15 protein-coding genes are annotated in these 15,371 nt (G+C 66.2%); 12 read left to right on the forward strand and 3 right to left on the reverse strand.

Annotation, left to right across the window (positions count from 1 at the left end):
* Positions 1 to 173 precede the first annotated feature (173 nt).
* The 3 genes from PSET11_RS15805 to PSET11_RS15815 all read left to right on the forward strand — a co-directional run bounded on the left by PSET11_RS15805 (position 174) and on the right by PSET11_RS15815 (position 3,756).
* Positions 174 to 1,247 carry an FAD-dependent oxidoreductase gene (locus PSET11_RS15805; RefSeq protein WP_124093292.1) on the forward strand — a complete coding sequence of 358 codons (1,074 nt, stop codon included), beginning with the start codon at positions 174 to 176 and terminating at the stop codon, positions 1,245 to 1,247.
* The gene (locus tag PSET11_RS15810; RefSeq protein WP_124093293.1) at positions 1,244 to 2,401 is read left to right on the forward strand and encodes a class I SAM-dependent methyltransferase; all 1,158 of its coding nucleotides are present in this window, start codon (positions 1,244 to 1,246) and stop codon (positions 2,399 to 2,401) included. The genes PSET11_RS15805 and PSET11_RS15810 overlap by 4 nt, the downstream gene beginning before the upstream one ends.
* A gap of 152 nt (positions 2,402 to 2,553) precedes the next feature.
* Positions 2,554 to 3,756 carry an ROK family transcriptional regulator gene (locus tag PSET11_RS15815; protein ID WP_124093294.1) on the forward strand — a complete coding sequence of 401 codons (1,203 nt, stop codon included), beginning with the start codon at positions 2,554 to 2,556 and terminating at the stop codon, positions 3,754 to 3,756.
* Between the two features lie 5 nt (positions 3,757 to 3,761).
* Here PSET11_RS15815 and PSET11_RS15820 read toward each other — a convergent pair whose 3' ends face one another.
* Positions 3,762 to 3,965: a hypothetical protein gene (locus tag PSET11_RS15820; RefSeq protein WP_203416000.1), complete on the reverse strand. Its 204-nt coding sequence runs from the start codon at positions 3,963 to 3,965 to the stop codon at positions 3,762 to 3,764.
* Positions 3,966 to 4,105: 140 nt separating this feature from the next.
* Between PSET11_RS15820 and PSET11_RS15825 the strand changes: the two genes are divergently transcribed.
* The 9 genes from PSET11_RS15825 to metE all read left to right on the forward strand — a co-directional run bounded on the left by PSET11_RS15825 (position 4,106) and on the right by metE (position 13,655).
* The gene (locus PSET11_RS15825; RefSeq protein ID WP_124093295.1) at positions 4,106 to 5,113 is read left to right on the forward strand and encodes an AAA family ATPase; all 1,008 of its coding nucleotides are present in this window, start codon (positions 4,106 to 4,108) and stop codon (positions 5,111 to 5,113) included.
* A 6-nt stretch (positions 5,114 to 5,119) separates the two neighbouring features.
* Positions 5,120 to 6,055, forward strand: a complete 936-nt coding sequence (locus PSET11_RS15830) for a DUF58 domain-containing protein (RefSeq protein WP_124093296.1) — start codon at positions 5,120 to 5,122, stop codon at positions 6,053 to 6,055.
* Positions 6,045 to 6,509 carry a hypothetical protein gene (locus PSET11_RS15835; protein ID WP_124093297.1) on the forward strand — a complete coding sequence of 155 codons (465 nt, stop codon included), beginning with the start codon at positions 6,045 to 6,047 and terminating at the stop codon, positions 6,507 to 6,509. The genes PSET11_RS15830 and PSET11_RS15835 overlap by 11 nt, the downstream gene beginning before the upstream one ends.
* Positions 6,500 to 7,480: a vWA domain-containing protein gene (locus tag PSET11_RS15840; RefSeq protein ID WP_124093298.1), complete on the forward strand. Its 981-nt coding sequence runs from the start codon at positions 6,500 to 6,502 to the stop codon at positions 7,478 to 7,480. The genes PSET11_RS15835 and PSET11_RS15840 overlap by 10 nt, the downstream gene beginning before the upstream one ends.
* A complete protein-coding gene (locus PSET11_RS15845) occupies positions 7,477 to 8,502 on the forward strand; it encodes a VWA domain-containing protein (protein WP_124093299.1) in 1,026 nt (341 codons plus the stop codon). The genes PSET11_RS15840 and PSET11_RS15845 overlap by 4 nt, the downstream gene beginning before the upstream one ends.
* Positions 8,499 to 9,248: a hypothetical protein gene (locus PSET11_RS15850; protein ID WP_124093300.1), complete on the forward strand. Its 750-nt coding sequence runs from the start codon at positions 8,499 to 8,501 to the stop codon at positions 9,246 to 9,248. The genes PSET11_RS15845 and PSET11_RS15850 overlap by 4 nt, the downstream gene beginning before the upstream one ends.
* 16 nt (positions 9,249 to 9,264) lie before the next feature.
* Entirely contained in the window at positions 9,265 to 10,011 is a 747-nt protein-coding gene (locus PSET11_RS15855; protein WP_124093301.1) for a DUF1648 domain-containing protein, read from the forward strand.
* 318 nt (positions 10,012 to 10,329) lie between these two features.
* Positions 10,330 to 11,295 (forward strand): methylenetetrahydrofolate reductase, encoded by a 966-nt coding sequence (locus PSET11_RS15860; protein WP_124093302.1) that lies wholly within the window; start codon positions 10,330 to 10,332, stop codon positions 11,293 to 11,295.
* A 29-nt stretch (positions 11,296 to 11,324) separates the two neighbouring features.
* The gene (gene metE / locus PSET11_RS15865) at positions 11,325 to 13,655 is read left to right on the forward strand and encodes a 5-methyltetrahydropteroyltriglutamate--homocysteine S-methyltransferase (RefSeq protein WP_124093303.1); all 2,331 of its coding nucleotides are present in this window, start codon (positions 11,325 to 11,327) and stop codon (positions 13,653 to 13,655) included.
* 81 nt (positions 13,656 to 13,736) lie between these two features.
* On the opposite strand, the gene PSET11_RS15870 is transcribed toward metE, so the two are convergent.
* Both PSET11_RS15870 and PSET11_RS15875 read right to left on the reverse strand, forming a co-directional pair.
* On the reverse strand, positions 13,737 to 14,243 hold the full coding sequence (locus PSET11_RS15870; protein ID WP_124093304.1) for a DUF2004 domain-containing protein: 507 nt from the start codon (positions 14,241 to 14,243) through the stop codon (positions 13,737 to 13,739).
* 44 nt (positions 14,244 to 14,287) lie between these two features.
* Entirely contained in the window at positions 14,288 to 15,202 is a 915-nt protein-coding gene (locus PSET11_RS15875) for a LysR family transcriptional regulator (RefSeq protein ID WP_124093305.1), read from the reverse strand.
* Between the last annotated feature and the right edge of the window lie 169 nt (positions 15,203 to 15,371).

A 15,371-nucleotide genomic window follows, 5' to 3' on the forward strand; every position in this document is an offset into this window, starting at 1 on the left:
GACCGGCTGGCTAGACTTCTACAACCACCGCCGAAACCACGCAGCCCTCGGAGGACGACCACCCATCAGCAGATGTAACCAACCTGCTGGCTGAGTACAACTAGCCCCCGCAACCGTGTTGCCGCCGAGCTGGGCAAGTCAGCCACGCACCCGCTCGCGACTATCATGGGGGAGTGAATCCTGCCGCAACCGACGTCGTAGTCATCGGTGCTGGCCAGGCGGGCCTCTCGGCGTCGTATCATCTGCAGCGCCGGGGCGTGGCGCACGTGGTGTTGGATGCGGAAGACGGTCCAGGTGGTGCGTGGCGGCATCGGTGGAAGAGCCTGCGCATGGCCACCGTCAATGGCATCAGCGACCTGCCTGGCATCGCGCAACCCGCCGTTGATCCCACGGAACCGAGCTCAGAGTTCCTGACCCGTTATTTTGGCGGCTACGAGGATGGGCTCAACCTCCCCATCCAGCGGCCGGTGAAGGTCGCATCGGTCAGCCGAATGGATACCAACCCCAATGGACGGCTGCTGGTTACCTCCGCCGCAGGGGAGTGGTCCGCCCACGCCGTCATCAACGCCACCGGCACGTGGACGCGGCCGTTCTGGCCCATCTACCCGGGGCAGACCAGCTTCCGCGGCCGACAGCTGCACGTTGCAGACTACGTCGCGGCCGAAGACTTCGCTGGCCACCGCGTGGCAGTGGTGGGCGGAGGGATTTCCGCCGTCGGCCTGCTCGCGGAGATTTCCGTGGTGGCTGAGACCAGTTGGTTTACCCGGCGCCCGCCCGTCTGGCGGGACACCCAGTTCGATTCCCAGGCCGGTCACGACGCCGTGGCTTTAGTCGAGGAACGCGTTCGGCAGGGCCTGGTCCCGCAAAGCGTGGTGTCAGTGACGGGCCTGCTCTGGACGCCAACGCTCCGGGCCGCCCAAGCTCGGGGTGCCATGGAGCGGCGTCCCATGTTTACATCGATAGAGCCCGACGGCGTCCGGCTCGCCACCGGGGAACTGTTGCCGGTGGATGACATCCTGTGGGCCACCGGGTTCCGGGCTGAACTTGAACATTTGGCACCACTGCACCTTCGGGCACCAGGTGGCGGCATTGCCATGGCCGGCACCCGCGTGGCCGCCGAACCGCGGGTCCACTTGGTGGGGTACGGGCCGTCCTCCTCCACCATCGGCGCTAACCGGGCCGGCCGGGCCGCCGTGGCTGAACTCCTGAAACTCCCGTCACTGTCCCCAGCGATTAAGGCACCATGAACCCGTCACTTCCGGCCACCCTCGACGACGTCCTCCGCAGCCTACGGCGTTGGCCCGATGTAGAGGCTGCCAACCTGCAGGCATGGGACGCCACCGACAGGCTCCTGCTCGAAACGGCCGCCGCAGACGCGAAGCCGGCGCAGAGCATCGTGGTCATCAATGATCGCTACGGTGCTCTGACCCTGGGCGCCCAGGCCGTCTTGGCACCGAAGGCACTTTCCGTTCACCAGGACCTCATCACCGGCGAACGCGCCCTGGCGAAGAACGCCGAACGCCTCGGCATGGCGGCGAGCAGCTTCCGCCACCTGCCCTTGGGACCGGAGCTCTTGGCAGGCGCCAGCACCATCCTGCTGCAATTGCCTAAGACGCTGGCCGAACTCGACGAGATCGCCGCTGCCGTGGCACACCACGCACCAGCCCACGCGGTGCTGCTGGCAGGCGGCCGGGTGAAGCACATGTCCCTGGGGATGAATAAGGTGCTGGAGCAGTATTTTGGGACGATCCAACCTCAGCTCGCGCGGCAGAAGTCTCGGGTCATTGTGGCTTCCGCGCCACGCCGGGACGCCGTTGGCACCAATTTCCCGGTACTGGAACACCTTGCCGAATTGGATCTGCAGGTGGCAGCCCACGGCGCGGTGTTTGCTGGCGCCACGCTGGATATCGGCACCCGTTTCCTGCTCGACTTCTTGCCCACCATGCGAGCTGGCCGTCACGCCGTGGACCTTGGTTGCGGCACGGGAATCCTGGCCGCCATGTACGCCAGACAGTTCCCAGGATCCGCCGTCACAGCCAGCGACCAATCAGCGGCAGCAGTAGCTTCAGCGCAGGCCACGGCCCGCGCCAATGGTTTGACCGACCAGATTACCGTGTTGCAGGACGATGCCCTCAGCACTTTCCCACCCAAGAGCGCCGACGTGGTGCTGCTCAACCCGCCCTTCCACGTGGGTGCAGGCGTCCATACCGGCGCTGGCCTCAAGCTCATCCGCGCTGCGGCCCGCATCCTGGAACCAGGAGGCGAGCTGTGGACCGTCTACAACAGGCACCTGCCCTATCTGCCCACCCTCGAACGCGAAGTCGGTGCCACCAGGAGCCACGGCCAGAACGCCAAGTTCACCGTGACCCGCAGCATCAGGCGGGCAGCCGCCACCGGCTGAGCCGCTCCGCCGCGCCGTCGTCCGGCTTTGCTGGCTGGCGGCGTCATTAACGTACGATTCAATGCATCGGCAACACACCGCAAAAACGTTTAGGGGAAGCCTTGACTGAGATCCGCCCACCCTCTCCGAGGCGCGGAACCAACTTACCCAAAATGGGGGACTTCAACCTGACGGTGATCCTCGATGCCATTCGAAGGTCACCCGGTGGCTTGAGTCGGGTGGAACTGGCCCAGATTGTTGGCCTCTCTCCGCAGACCATCTCCAACATTTCCCGCCGCCTGCTTGACCAGCACCTCATCGTTGAGGCTGGCAAGGAGGGCAGTGGACCCGGGAAACCGCGCACCATCCTGCGCCTGAACCCCAAGGGCATGTACGCGATCGGTGTGCACCTGGACCCGGCAGTCACCACCGTGGTCCTCTTGGACCTGGTGGGAACAGTGGTCCAGCATTCCCGCATCAGCACCCCTGGCGGCGACGATCCCGCAGCGGTCATCGCCACCATCGCCACCGAGGTCCTGCGCGTGGCCAAGGATTCCGGTGTTCACGGCGACCTGATTGCCGGCGTCGGCGTAGCGTCACCCGGGCCGATCGACCTGGACCACGGCACCGTGGTTGACCCGCCGCTCCTGCCTGGCTGGGATCGGGTGGAACTCCGGCAGGCACTCACCGACGCCACCGGGTTCTCCATCCTGGTGGACAAGGACGTGACCAGCGCCGCCGTCGCCGAAACCTGGGCAGGGGGTGCCAGCGGTTCCGGCAGCTTCCTCTTCATGTACATGGGCACGGGCATTGGCTGCGGCATTGTCTTGAACGACGAGGTGGTGCGGGGGACCTCCGGCAACGCCGGCGAAATTGGCCACATCATGGTCGATCCTGACGGCCCACCTTGCGACTGCGGCCAGCGCGGTTGCGTGAAGTCCTCCTGCATCCCGCAAGCGTTGGTGGCCGAGGCGCGGGCAGCGGGACTCCTTGATGGGCTCCCGGCCGGCACCAGCGGCCCGGAAATCCAGCGCTCGTTCGCCCGCCTTTGCGAGTTGGCTGACGACGGCGACTCCCGGGCAGTTGCCATCATCGATAAATCGGCGGTCCTGGTAGCCCGGGCCGTGTCCGTCATTACCAACACTTTGGACGTGGAACGGGTGGTCTTTGGCGGTCCGTTCTGGCAGGGCCAGTCCCAGCGCTACCTGGATCGCATTCCGGAGTTGCTGGCGGAAAGCAGTGCTGCCCGTCTCATCCACCCGATCGACGTGGTGGGGACAGGCGTGGGCGAAGACGTCGGAGCGATCGGCGCAGCGTGCTTGGTCCTTGAACACACGTTTGCGCCCCGTGCCCAACGTTTGTTGCTGGAAGTGTAGGCGGGTCAGTCGATGTCTTCGAGGATCACGCCAAAGGCCAACGTCTCATCCAGATGGGCCTGATGGCTGGTATCCCTGGCGTTATGGACCACGCGGACCCCAAACAGGCCGTCAGCCGCTGACTGCAGCAGCACCGGCCTGACGGTATTGACGAACCCTGCGCCCTTGCCGGCGAGGAACTCCTTGTAACTTTCTGGCAGCTCATTCATGGGCCCAATATAGACCTGCACGGCGCCGATGGGGAGGGGTCCCCATTGCAGCTTCGCGGCCATACCACTTGGATAGGATGGCGGCGGGGTGCAGTCATCCGCAGCCCAGCCACTCACACAGCACACCAAGGGGACCAGTAGTGCAGCAGACCAGTCCGGCCGTCAGGATCGAACCGGCGGAGCTGGCCCGGGCGCAACAGGTGGCAGTAAACATTTCCCGGAGCTTCGAAGCCAAGGTGGTGGGCCAGTCGAGGTTGCGTGAGTCGCTGCTCCTGGGCCTGCTCACCGGTGGCCATGTCCTTCTTGAGAGTGTGCCGGGCCTGGCCAAGACCACTGCGGCGCAAACCGTGGCTGAGGCAGTCAGTGGCGACTTCCGTCGGATCCAGTGCACGCCCGATCTCCTTCCCAGCGACATTGTGGGAACCCAGATTTACGACGCCGCGAAGGGCACGTTCGTCACCCAACTGGGTCCAGTGCACGCCAACATCGTGCTTCTTGACGAGATCAACCGGTCCAGCGCCAAGACCCAGAGCGCCATGCTTGAAGCCATGCAGGAGCGCCAAACTTCCATTGGCGGCCAGGATTACCGCTTGCCCGCTCCGTTCCTGGTGCTGGCCACCCAGAACCCGATCGAGCAGGAGGGAACCTACCTACTGCCCGAAGCGCAGATGGACAGGTTCATGCTCAAGGACGTGTTGGACTATCCCACGCCGGAGGAGGAAGCCGAGATCGTCCGCCGGATCGACGCCGGCGTCTACAGCCCCGAGCAGACACCGCCCGCTGCGGCCTCGTTGGATTCGGTCCTTGCCGTGCAGGGGACCGTCCGGCGGATCTACCTCGACCCGGCGATCCTCAATTACATTGTGGGCCTGGTCTTCGTGACCCGGAACGCCGCGCAGTACATTGACCCTCGGCTGGCCGGCTTCATCGAGTTCGGCGCCAGCCCACGGGCCAGCATTGCGTTCAGTCAGGCCGCGCGCGCCCGGGCCCTGCTGCTGGGCCGGGACCATGTCATCCCCGAGGACGTGAAGGCTCTGGCGCACCGGGTCTTGCGGCACCGCCTGATCCTGGGGTTCGACGCCGTTGCCGAGCAGGTGCCAGTGGAAACCGTGATCGACGCGGTGCTCGCAGCCGTCCAGACACCCTAGGGCTGCATGACCACCCTGCTGCAACGCGTGAAGTCAAAGATGTTCATCTTTGCGCACCGGAAAGCCCGCGGCCTCCTGGACGGGGAATACGGGTCCGTTTTCAAGGGCCGCAGCCTCGACTTCGACGACCTCCGCGCCTATGTACCGGGCGATGAGGTGCGCGACATTGACTGGAAGGCGTCCGCCCGGCACGGGTCGCCGCTGATCCGCCGCTACGTGGCCAGCCGGCAGCAAGACGTCCTCCTGGTGGTGGACACGGGCCGGAACATGGCGGCCGAAGCGCTGAGCGGTGAGGCAAAGAAGGACATCGCCGTCCTAGCCCTGGGAGTGCTGGGGTCCCTGGCCCTCAACCACGGCGACCCGGTGGGTCTGGTCGCCGGTAATTCTGGCGGCATCCGCTCGCTGCCAGCCAAGAGCGGTGAAGCGCACCTGGAGCGGTTGCTGCGGGTAGCGGACGACGTCGGCGTGGACACCGCGCCCAGCGCGCCCGATGCGTTGCTCGAGTACGTGGTGCGCACCTTCCGCCGCAGGATGCTGCTGTTCGTCGTGGCGGACGAAGGGACACTGGGCCCCTCGGCGGAACGGCTGCTCAAGCGATTGCGCGCCCAGCACGAGATCCTGTGGCTCACCATCCGCGACGCCGACCTGACCGCGCCTGCCACGTCGAAAGCCCCTGCCACGTCGGCAGGCCCCGAGACCCCGGCAGCCCAGGCCCCTGCGGGAGGATTCCTCCGCGACGTTGTCAGCCGTGCCGCCGTCGTACCCTCAGTGGCGCTCTCCGCAGACGTGGCCGCCGCGTACTACCGCGCCCAGGCTGAACGTGACGCCGCCAGGGCCGCGATCCTTCGCCGGGCTGGCGTGACTGAGGGTTCGGTGGGGGCCGGCACTGATGTGGTGCGCGCGCTGTTCGCCTTGCTTGAGAGGCACCGCCGTGGGGGCTGAACCGGAGTTCTACGGGCCGTTGGGCTACAACCCCTGGTGGCTGTGGTCTGGAATGGTCCTGATGGTGCTGTGCGTCGCCTGGGTGGTGGGAGTCCTGGTGCGGACCCGCCGTCGGCCGGTGCGCCCCGACACCATGCCACGACCAGCGCAAACGGCTGCGCTGGTACAGGACTACCTGGCGAGGATCCAGGCGGTGGAGTCCGCTGCTGGAGCTGGGACCATCAGCCAGCGCGCTGCCCACCAGGAGCTGAGCCTGCTGGTCCGCGGGTTTTTCCGGGATGCAACGGGACAGGACGCGACCCGGATGACACTGGCCGAGCTCGGCGCCCAGAACCTCCCCGCCGCAGCCCACGCCATTACGGCGTTGTATCCGGGCGAGTTCGGCCATGAACCGCTGCCCACCGTGACCGCCAGTGCCGCCGCAGCCCGGGCGGCGGTGCAGGCGTGGAATTGATCTATTGGTGGTTGATCCCGTTGGGCGTCCTCGCGATTGGCACCGCGCTATGGGCGCTCCGCAGGGGGAAGTCCAAGGTCCATGGGCGGGCCGTAGCGCACACCACCCGGCTGACGAATCTCCCCGAGTATCGGGCGGCCCTGCAACGGCACCGACGGCTGATGACCTGGTGTGTGGTCACGGCTGCCGTGCTGCTGCTGGCTGCCTTGGCTGCCGCTGCCCGGCCCGTCAGTACCGCCGTCATCACCCCGGAGCAGCACAGCCGCGACATCATGCTGTGCCTCGACACCTCGGCCTCGATGGCCAGCGCCGATGCCGCCATCACCGCCGTCTTCGAAGAATTGGTGGCAGGGTTCGACGGCGAACGGATCGGGCTGATGATGTTCGATTCCTCCGCCGCCCACGTCTTCCCTCTGACCGATGACTACGAGCTGGTGCAGGACCAGCTGGCCCGCGCCCGCCAGGCCTTCGACGGCAACCTCGACGATCCCAGCTTCTTCGCCGGTACCGGGGTGGGAGCCGGCTCGTCCCTGGTTGGTGACGGCTTGGCCGCATGCAGCCAAGGCTTTCCCGGGCCGGATGACGGTACGCGCTCGCGGTCGGTGGTGTTCGCTACTGACAACTTCGTGGCGGGGAGTCCCATCTTCACGCTGGCGCAGGCGGCACAACTCGCAGGGGAGAAGGGAGCGCGGGTTTATGCCTTGAATCCGGCGGACTTCGACTTTGGTGACACTGCCGGGCAACCTGGTGCTGAACTCCGGGGAGCAGCGGAGTCCACCGGGGGAGCCTACTATCCGCTCGATAGCGCAGGTACCGTGGCAGGGATTGTGGCCGCGGTGCAACAGACCGAAGCGGCCAAGATCCAGGGTGCACCCGTGCGGGTGGTCAGTGATGCTGCAGCCATTCCACTGGGGGTTGCCCTGGTGGCGGTTCTGGCACTGGTGCTGCTCCTGTGGCGGGTGGAGCGATGAGTATTCTTCCCATTCTGCCGTGGTGGCTCCTGCTACCCCTGCTACTGATCACCGTCGGGCTGATCGGGTGGCAGGTCGCCCGAGTGCGCACGGTCCCGGGGGTGCGGCGAACCTGGCTGCTCCGCGGCGTCATGGTCCTCCTGGTGTTTGCCGCGGCATTCCGGCCAGGCATCGGCGCCGGCGAGATGGCCGCCGCCCGCGCAGCCGACGTCGACGTCTTCCTGCTGGTGGACACCACCAGCAGTATCGCGGCCGAAGACTACGGTGCTGACCAGCCACGGCTGGCCGGTGTCCGGAAAGACCTCGCGGCGCTGGCTGCCGAACTCGCTGGCGCGCGGTTCTCGCTCATCGCCTTCGACGCCGATGCAACGGTCCGGCTGCCCCTCACGACCGATGCCGGTGCGCTGGCCACAGCGGCCGAGGTGCTCGTCCCGGAGGTCACCGACTATGCCCGAGGGAGCAGCATCACCGCCGCGGGCCCGGTGCTGACCGAACGGCTTCGCGTCGCCCATGACCGACACCCGGAACGGCTGCGGTATGTCTTCTACTTTGGCGATGGCGAGCAGACCAGCGCTACCCGGGCCGGGGCCCTTGGCGTTGACGCCGGCCTGGTGGACGGCGGCGCGGTGCTGGGCTACGGCACTTCCGACGGCGGCCGGATGCGTGAATACGCCGGCGGCAGTGCGGGGGAGACTGCCGGGTCCTACATCCAGGACCGCTCCGCTGGCAGCGAGGGGGACGCGATCTCCCGGCTCGATGAGTCAGCGCTGCGCACCATCGCGGCCGAACTCGGGGTGCCGTACGTGCACCGGTCCAGTGACGACCCGCCGGCACCGTTGTTGAGCGACGCCCAACCCGCGGCCATGACCGTTGAGTCCGTTACCGGTGCGGACCAACCCGTCCGGAGTGACCTGGCCTGGCTGCTGGCCTTGGCCGCCTTCGGACTGGGGCTCCGCGAACTTGTGGGTGTGACGCGACGGCTTCACGACACCAAAGGTGAGCCTGTGGAGGGACAGCCATGAGCGCCGGACATCCGGAGCGGGCGCGATGGTGGGGCGCTCGCGGATCCAGGCGTCGACTGCTCCTGGCCTCAGCGATCCCGGTCCTGCTGGCACTCCTGCTTGCCGTGAAACTGCTCAGCGTCGGCTTCCTGGCGGGTGCTGCGGGCACGGCGTTCGAGCGCGGCGACGCTGCAGGCGTCCGGCAGGCCGCGGACGGACTGCTCCTGGGCAACATCCTCGAACCGTTCAAAGCGGACTTTGCGGCCGGCGACGCCCTGGCCCTGGCCGGCGACTTTGCCGGGGCCAGGGAGCGCTTCCAACGGGCCCTGGACCAGAAGCCCGGGACTGATGAGTGCACGGTCCGGGTCAACCTGGTCCTGGCAACCGAGCGCCTGGCAGAGCAAACCTCAACCACGGCCGGAGGAGAGGAACGCGGCCGTGAGTTACGCGGCGAAGCGCTCGCCGTCGTCGAGCAGTCACCTGCTGCCTGTTTCCAGGACACCAGCTCCAACGACGCCGGCCAGGGCCAGCAGCTGAGCGCAGCCCGCGAGCGGCTCCAGGCAGCCGGCTCTGGCGACGCCGGGGGAAACACCAGCGAACCAACCCCACCGGACGAACCGAGCGAACCGGCACCGGCAGACGCTTCCCGGCTGAACGAGTTGGAACGCAAAGCCCAAGACGCCCTGCGGGAACGGCTGGAGTCCGAAGCCCGCAACGAATACCTCGACCGTTCCGATACGGGCCCGCGCGTCGAGAAGCCGTGGTGATGGCTAGGCTGGATGAATGGTCTCGCCAACTACTGCCCGTCTCCTGAGCCGCGGCCGGACTGTCCTGTGGCTGCCGTTCCTGGCAGCAATCCTGGTGCTGTCCGGTTACGCAGCCTATGGCGCAACCTTGTACGACGGGCTCCCTGCCGTCCTGCCCACGCACTGGGGCGCTGACGGGACACCGGACGCCTGGAGCGGGAAGTCGTTTGGCACGGTGTTCATGTTGCTGTTGACGGCCGCCGGAGTGACCGTTCTCATGGCGCTGATCGGCGCTCTCGTGACGAAGCTGAGCGTCGTGGCGGCCGGTGCCAGCGATTGGGAACGCTTCAGGCATGAGGGGACGATCCGCGGAACCCTTGCCGTGCTGGGCTTCTGCGCCCTGGTGTTCTCGATCATGTTCGGCCAGCTCAGCGTGGCCGGTTGGACGCAGCCGGAGCAGTTTTCCGGCTGGCCGGTGGTGGTTGGGATACTTGCCCTGCTCGCCGCCCTGGCTGGCGCCTTCGCGGTGGCCCAGCGCTGGTCGCGGGCAGCAGCCGGCCGGGCCGGCATCGCACCCACGTCGGCGGAGCGCGCCGAAGACGACAAATGGATCGCTGGGATCCTCTACAACGATCCTGCCGATCCGCATCTTTGGGTACCCAAGCGGGCGGGACCTGGGCTGGGGCTGACCATCAACGTGGGCCATCGGAAAGGCCGGGTTGCCGTCATTGTGTTCCTGGTCCTGGTCATCGTGCTGCCCTTTGTGCTGGTTTTGCTGTCATGACGGTCTCATAGCGAACATAATTTCGCCCGATAACTCCTTGTGGGGTAGAAAGTCGGCTTAATTCGGCGTTCCTCTTGATCAGGGGGCCGTTCGATCGTAGAGTCGGGATCAAGTTACCGCGGTAACGTGTCAGCGATCCTCCGCTCTGGAGGGTGTGGGTGCCCCCATGTGGGCCTGACATTTGCTCACGGAGAGCTTCGTTTCAGGAGTACCAGTCCCGGCTGCGTCCTGCGGAGTCTTAGTGTTCCCAACCCCACTTAATCGTCGCTGACAGCCCCCTTTTCGGGCTCAGCGGCGATGGCTAAGCCAAGGACGCAAATGTCACCATCAAGCCTGATAGAGGCACAGCCAAATCCCGCCGATGCTGCGCCTGTAGCGCTGTCCTATGAACTCTTCCCGCCCCGCTCAGCCGCTGCAGCGGATACGCTCTGGACCACCATCCGTGAGCTCGAGACAACCTCGCCGGACTACGTCTCGGTCACCTATGGTGCCAGCGGCACCAACCGGGACACCGCCGTGGAACTCATCAACCGGCTCCTGCTGGAAACCACGCTGCGGCCGTTGGCACACCTGACCTGCGTTGGCAACACACCGCAGGAGCTGGCTGTCATCATTGGCGAACTCTTGGACACCGGGGTGCGCGGCATCCTGGCACTCCGCGGGGACCTGCCCAAGGACGGAATAGGGGCGCCATCCGGCTCCCTGCGCTACGCCCAGGACCTGGTCGAACTCATCCGTAGGGTGGAACAGCGCCGGTCCGCGCTGCTCTGCGCCGGAAAAGTTGCCGTGGGCGTTGCCGCCTACCCCACCCTGCATCCCGAGTCGCCCACGGAAGCCCATGACGTGGAAGTCCTGCTGGCCAAGCAGCGCTCCGGCGCTGACTTCGCCATCACCCAGGTCTTCTTCCACACCGAGCAGTACGCGGACCTACTGACCCGGTCACGCCGCGCCGGAGTGACCATTCCGATCATTCCGGGTGTCATGCCGCTGATCAGCATCAAACGGCTGCGCCGACTCGCCGAACTCACCGGCGTGGAGCCCGACCCGCATCTGCTGTCCCGGCTGGGCGCTGCGGACACCGAGGGAGAACGCCGTCGCATTGGCGTCAACGCCACCGTGGACCTGGCCAATGCGGCCCTCGCCGCCGGCGCCCCTGGCATCCACCTCTACACCTTCAATGAACATCAGAACGCGCTGGAGGTGCTGGACAAACTGGCACTTCCACGGCACAACCGCGTCCCTGTCCGTCGCGGGCCCGCCGCCGCCCGCCAACTCGCCAGCTGAACCACCTCGCCCTTCACTCTGAGGAAACCATGACTGAACACTCCACCGCCTTCCCGTCCGCATCCCTCCTGGGCTACCCCCGCATCGGCCGCCGTCGCGAGCTCAAGAAAGCCGTCGAAGCCTATTGGGCCGGCACGATCGACGCTGCCGCCCTCGACGCCGCCGCCAAGGACATCCAACTGACCACCGCCCGGCGCCTCCAGGATCTCGGCCTCACCGAACCCGCCGCCGTCCCCGGGACGTTCTCCTTCTACGACCAGGTCCTGGATACCACCGCCGCCCTTGGCGCGGTACCCACACGATTCGGCTCACTCCTGAACGGACAGGGCCAGCTGGACATCGACGGCTACTTCACCCTGGCCCGCGGCACCAAAGAGCAGCAGCCGCTGGAAATGACCAAGTGGTTTGACACCAATTACCACTATCTGGTCCCCGAGATTGGTCCTGAAACGGTCTTCACGCTGGCCTCTACCGCCAAGGTGGACGAGTTCAGCTACGCGTTGGCCAACGGTGTTGAAACGCGTCCCTACATCGTGGGGCCGGTCACGTACCTGCTGCTCGCCAAGGCCGCCGACGACGCCCCGGCAGGATTCGCGCCACTGTCCCGGCTCGAGGACATCCTCCCCGTCTATGTCCAGCTGTTCGAGAAGCTAGCCGCTGCCGGTGCCAGCTGGGTCCAGCTGGACGAGCCCGCCCTGGTGGTGGACCAGGAGACGCCTGTCACCGAGATTGAAGCTGCCGTGGCCCGTGCCTACGAGGTCCTCACCGCCGCGCAGCATCGCCCGCAGATCCTGGTTTCCGCCCCGTACGGATCCCTGGACGCCCAGTTGGGCACCCTGGCAGCCACCAACATCGAAGCCCTGCACGTCGACGTCTTCAAGGGCGCCGTCCCTTCCGCAGCGGCACTTGCTGCGCTGGGCGACAAGACCCTGGTGGCTGGCGTCGTGGATGGCCACAACATCTGGCGGAACGACCTGGCCGCCTCCGTTGCGAAGCTGGATGAACTAAAGGCTGCCGTAGGCCGGATCGCCGTCTCCACCTCCACTTCCACCCAGCACGTCCCGCACGACGTCGCCGAAGAGGCCCAACTCTCCTCGCAGCTGCGCAGCTGGCTGGCGTTCTCCGACGAGAAGGCCGTTGAGGTCAAGACCCTGGCCACCTACCTGGCCGATCCTGCAGCAGCCCCGGCCGCGATCGAGGACGCCAGCACCATCATCGCCAGCCGCGCCTCAGCGACCGGTGTCCGCCGGGCCGAGGTCCGTGCCCGCACCGAGGCACTGACAGCAGCCGATTTCAGCCGCTCCGAGTACACGGTCCGCGAGGCGGCTCAGCAGGCTGCCCTGCAGCTGCCGCCGCTGCCCACCACCACGATCGGCTCCTTCCCGCAGACTTCGGAGATCCGGTCGGCCCGCGCCCGTAATAACAAGGGCGAGTTGACCAATGAGCAGTATGGCCAGCTCATGAAGGACGAGATCAAGCGCGTTGTCGAGCTGCAGGAAGAGTTGGGCTACGACGTGCTGGTGCACGGCGAGCCGGAGCGCAACGACATGGTGCAGTACTTCGCCGAGAACCTCGAAGGCTTCGACGTCACGGTCCACGGTTGGGTCCAGTCCTACGGCTCCCGCTGCACCCGCCCCTCCATCCTCTGGGGTGACGTCACCCGCAGCGCCCCCATCACCGTGGCCTGGGCCGAATACGCGCAGTCCCTGACCGCCAAGCCCATGAAGGGCATGCTCACCGGTCCGGTCACCATCTTGGCTTGGTCTTTTGTTCGCGATGACCAGCCGCTGGGCGAAACGGCCAACCAGGTGGGCTTGGCCCTCCGCGACGAGATCGCTGACCTGGAAGCTGCCGGCATCAAGGTCATCCAGGTGGACGAACCGGCGCTGCGCGAACTGCTGCCGTTGCGGAAGGCTGACCAGGCGGACTACCTGGCCTGGTCGGTGGACTCCTTCCGGCTGGCCACCGCAGGTGCTGCCGACGCCACCCAGATCCACACCCACCTCTGCTACTCGGAGTTCGGCGTGATCATTGACGCCATCGACGGCCTCGATGCCGACGTGACCTCCATCGAGGCTGCCCGCTCACGGATGGAGGTGGTGCACGACCTCGAGTCCCACGGCTTTGGCCGCGGCGTAGGCCCGGGCGTCTACGACATCCACTCACCGCGCGTGCCCGGGGAAGCTGAGGTCACCGAGCTCCTGGCCACCGCCGTACGGCACGTCCCCTCGCACCAGCTCTGGGTCAACCCGGACTGCGGCCTGAAAACCCGAGGCTACGCCGAGACCGAAGAGTCACTGCGCAACCTGGTCAAGGCCACCCAGACGGTCCGCGCCAGCCTCCTGGAACCGACCACGTAAGAACAGCAGAACGTACGACGGCGGCTGGTCACCTAGGGTGACCAGCCGCCGTCGCGGGTTAACGCCGAAGCCCTGGCAGGGTCAGGACTCCCAGACGATCTCGTCGTCGACCACGCCGTCTTCATCGGCTGAGGCCACCAGGACCTCATCCGTGAAGTGCTCGCCGAGTGTGAAGTCCAAGACGAAGTAGCGTTCCGGTTGGCCGGGGTAGATGGCCACCCGGCCCAGCTTGAGTGCCTTGAGGAAAACGTCGTTGGTCAGCTGGCTGCGGTCCTCGACACCGAAAATCTTGTGCAGGTGCTCGGCCTTCAGCGCGTTGCAGTGGAAGTGCAGGTACTCGCGGGGGCTGGTGCCTTCCTGCCCGAGTTCCTCGGAGATCATCTCCTTGACCTCATCCACCAGTTCGGGGAGGAACCGCAACCGGTAGTCCACCTTATGCAGGGCGGCCTCGTCGAAGTGGTCGTGGGCGGTGATGTTCAGGTCAAGTTTGAGGGGGTGGCCGCGCAGTTCGTGATCGGTGCCGAAGCTGTGATCACTGCCGTGGTTGACCTCGATTTCACCGAAATGTTGGCTGGCTACCCTGTTCATAGTCTCAACATAGACCTACACAGCGGCGCATTCCAGCATTGCCGCTAATTCACCGCCGTGCGCATCCCGGCAAGTGTTTCGGCCAGCAGGTCAACGAAAAGTTGCACCCGTGCCGTCTTACGGTCGTTGATCAGGAGGGCAAAGACGTTGCGGGCCAACCGGATTTCGGGCACGTCCAGCACCACCACGCCCGCCGGTTTGTTCCGCAACGCCAGCTCGGGAACCAGCGCGGCACCCAACCCGGCCGCTGCCATCTCCAGGCTCGCGTGGAAATCGTCGCTCCAGGCCACCACCCGGGGGTGCAGGTTGCAGCTGGCGAAGAGCCGCTCGATGACCATGGCGTCGCTGGTACCGGGGTGGTGCATGATCCAGGGCATCTGCGCCAAGTGGTCGGCGGTGACCTTTGCATCGGAGCCGAAGCCCCAACTGGCGGGCAGGACCACCCGGAAGTCGTCATCGCCCACCCATTGCCGATTGATGGTGTGCGGCCACGCCAGACCGGTCTGGCCCACTTGGAATACCAAGGCAACATCGAGCTCGCCGCCGGTGCGCAAGCCCTGGATGGTCTGCCCCGGCTCAGCCACCGACACCTTCAGCTCGATGCCCAGGTTCTTCCAGGCAGGGTTCTTCAGGATCCGCGGTAAGACGTAGGTGGCCAGGCTGGGGAATATTCCGAGCCGGAGCACCTCGGTGCTGGTGTCTTCGGTCTTTGCGGCAGCCAGGAGCGCCTCAATATCTGTCAGCACCTTGCCGGCGTGCCGGGTCATCACGACGGCGGCTTCCGTGGGAATCACGGCCCGCGCGGCGCGCTCGAAGAGGACCACGCCGGCGTCGCGTTCCAGCGCCGACATCTGCTGCGAAACGGCCGACGCCGTGTACCCCAGAGTGGCTGCCGCCGCGGCAAACGAACCGAGCCGGGTGACTTCAATGAGTGTCCTAAGATGAACCGGGTTGATCATCAGTATCCTTAGGTTTCGCAGGTTCTAGGGAGACGCCGCTGGGGGCAAAAAGTTGGCAGCCGCTGGGGCTGGAACGACAGTGGCGCTGAGGGGGCGTTGTCAAGGCAGGTACACCGTGCCCGGACTGGCTTCATTCTGGCATGCGCGGGGCGCTAGGGTTGGCGTCAAC

Origin of the sequence: Arthrobacter ulcerisalmonis (genome assembly GCF_900609065.1) — a bacterium.
Classification (GTDB): domain Bacteria; phylum Actinomycetota; class Actinomycetes; order Actinomycetales; family Micrococcaceae; genus Arthrobacter; species Arthrobacter ulcerisalmonis.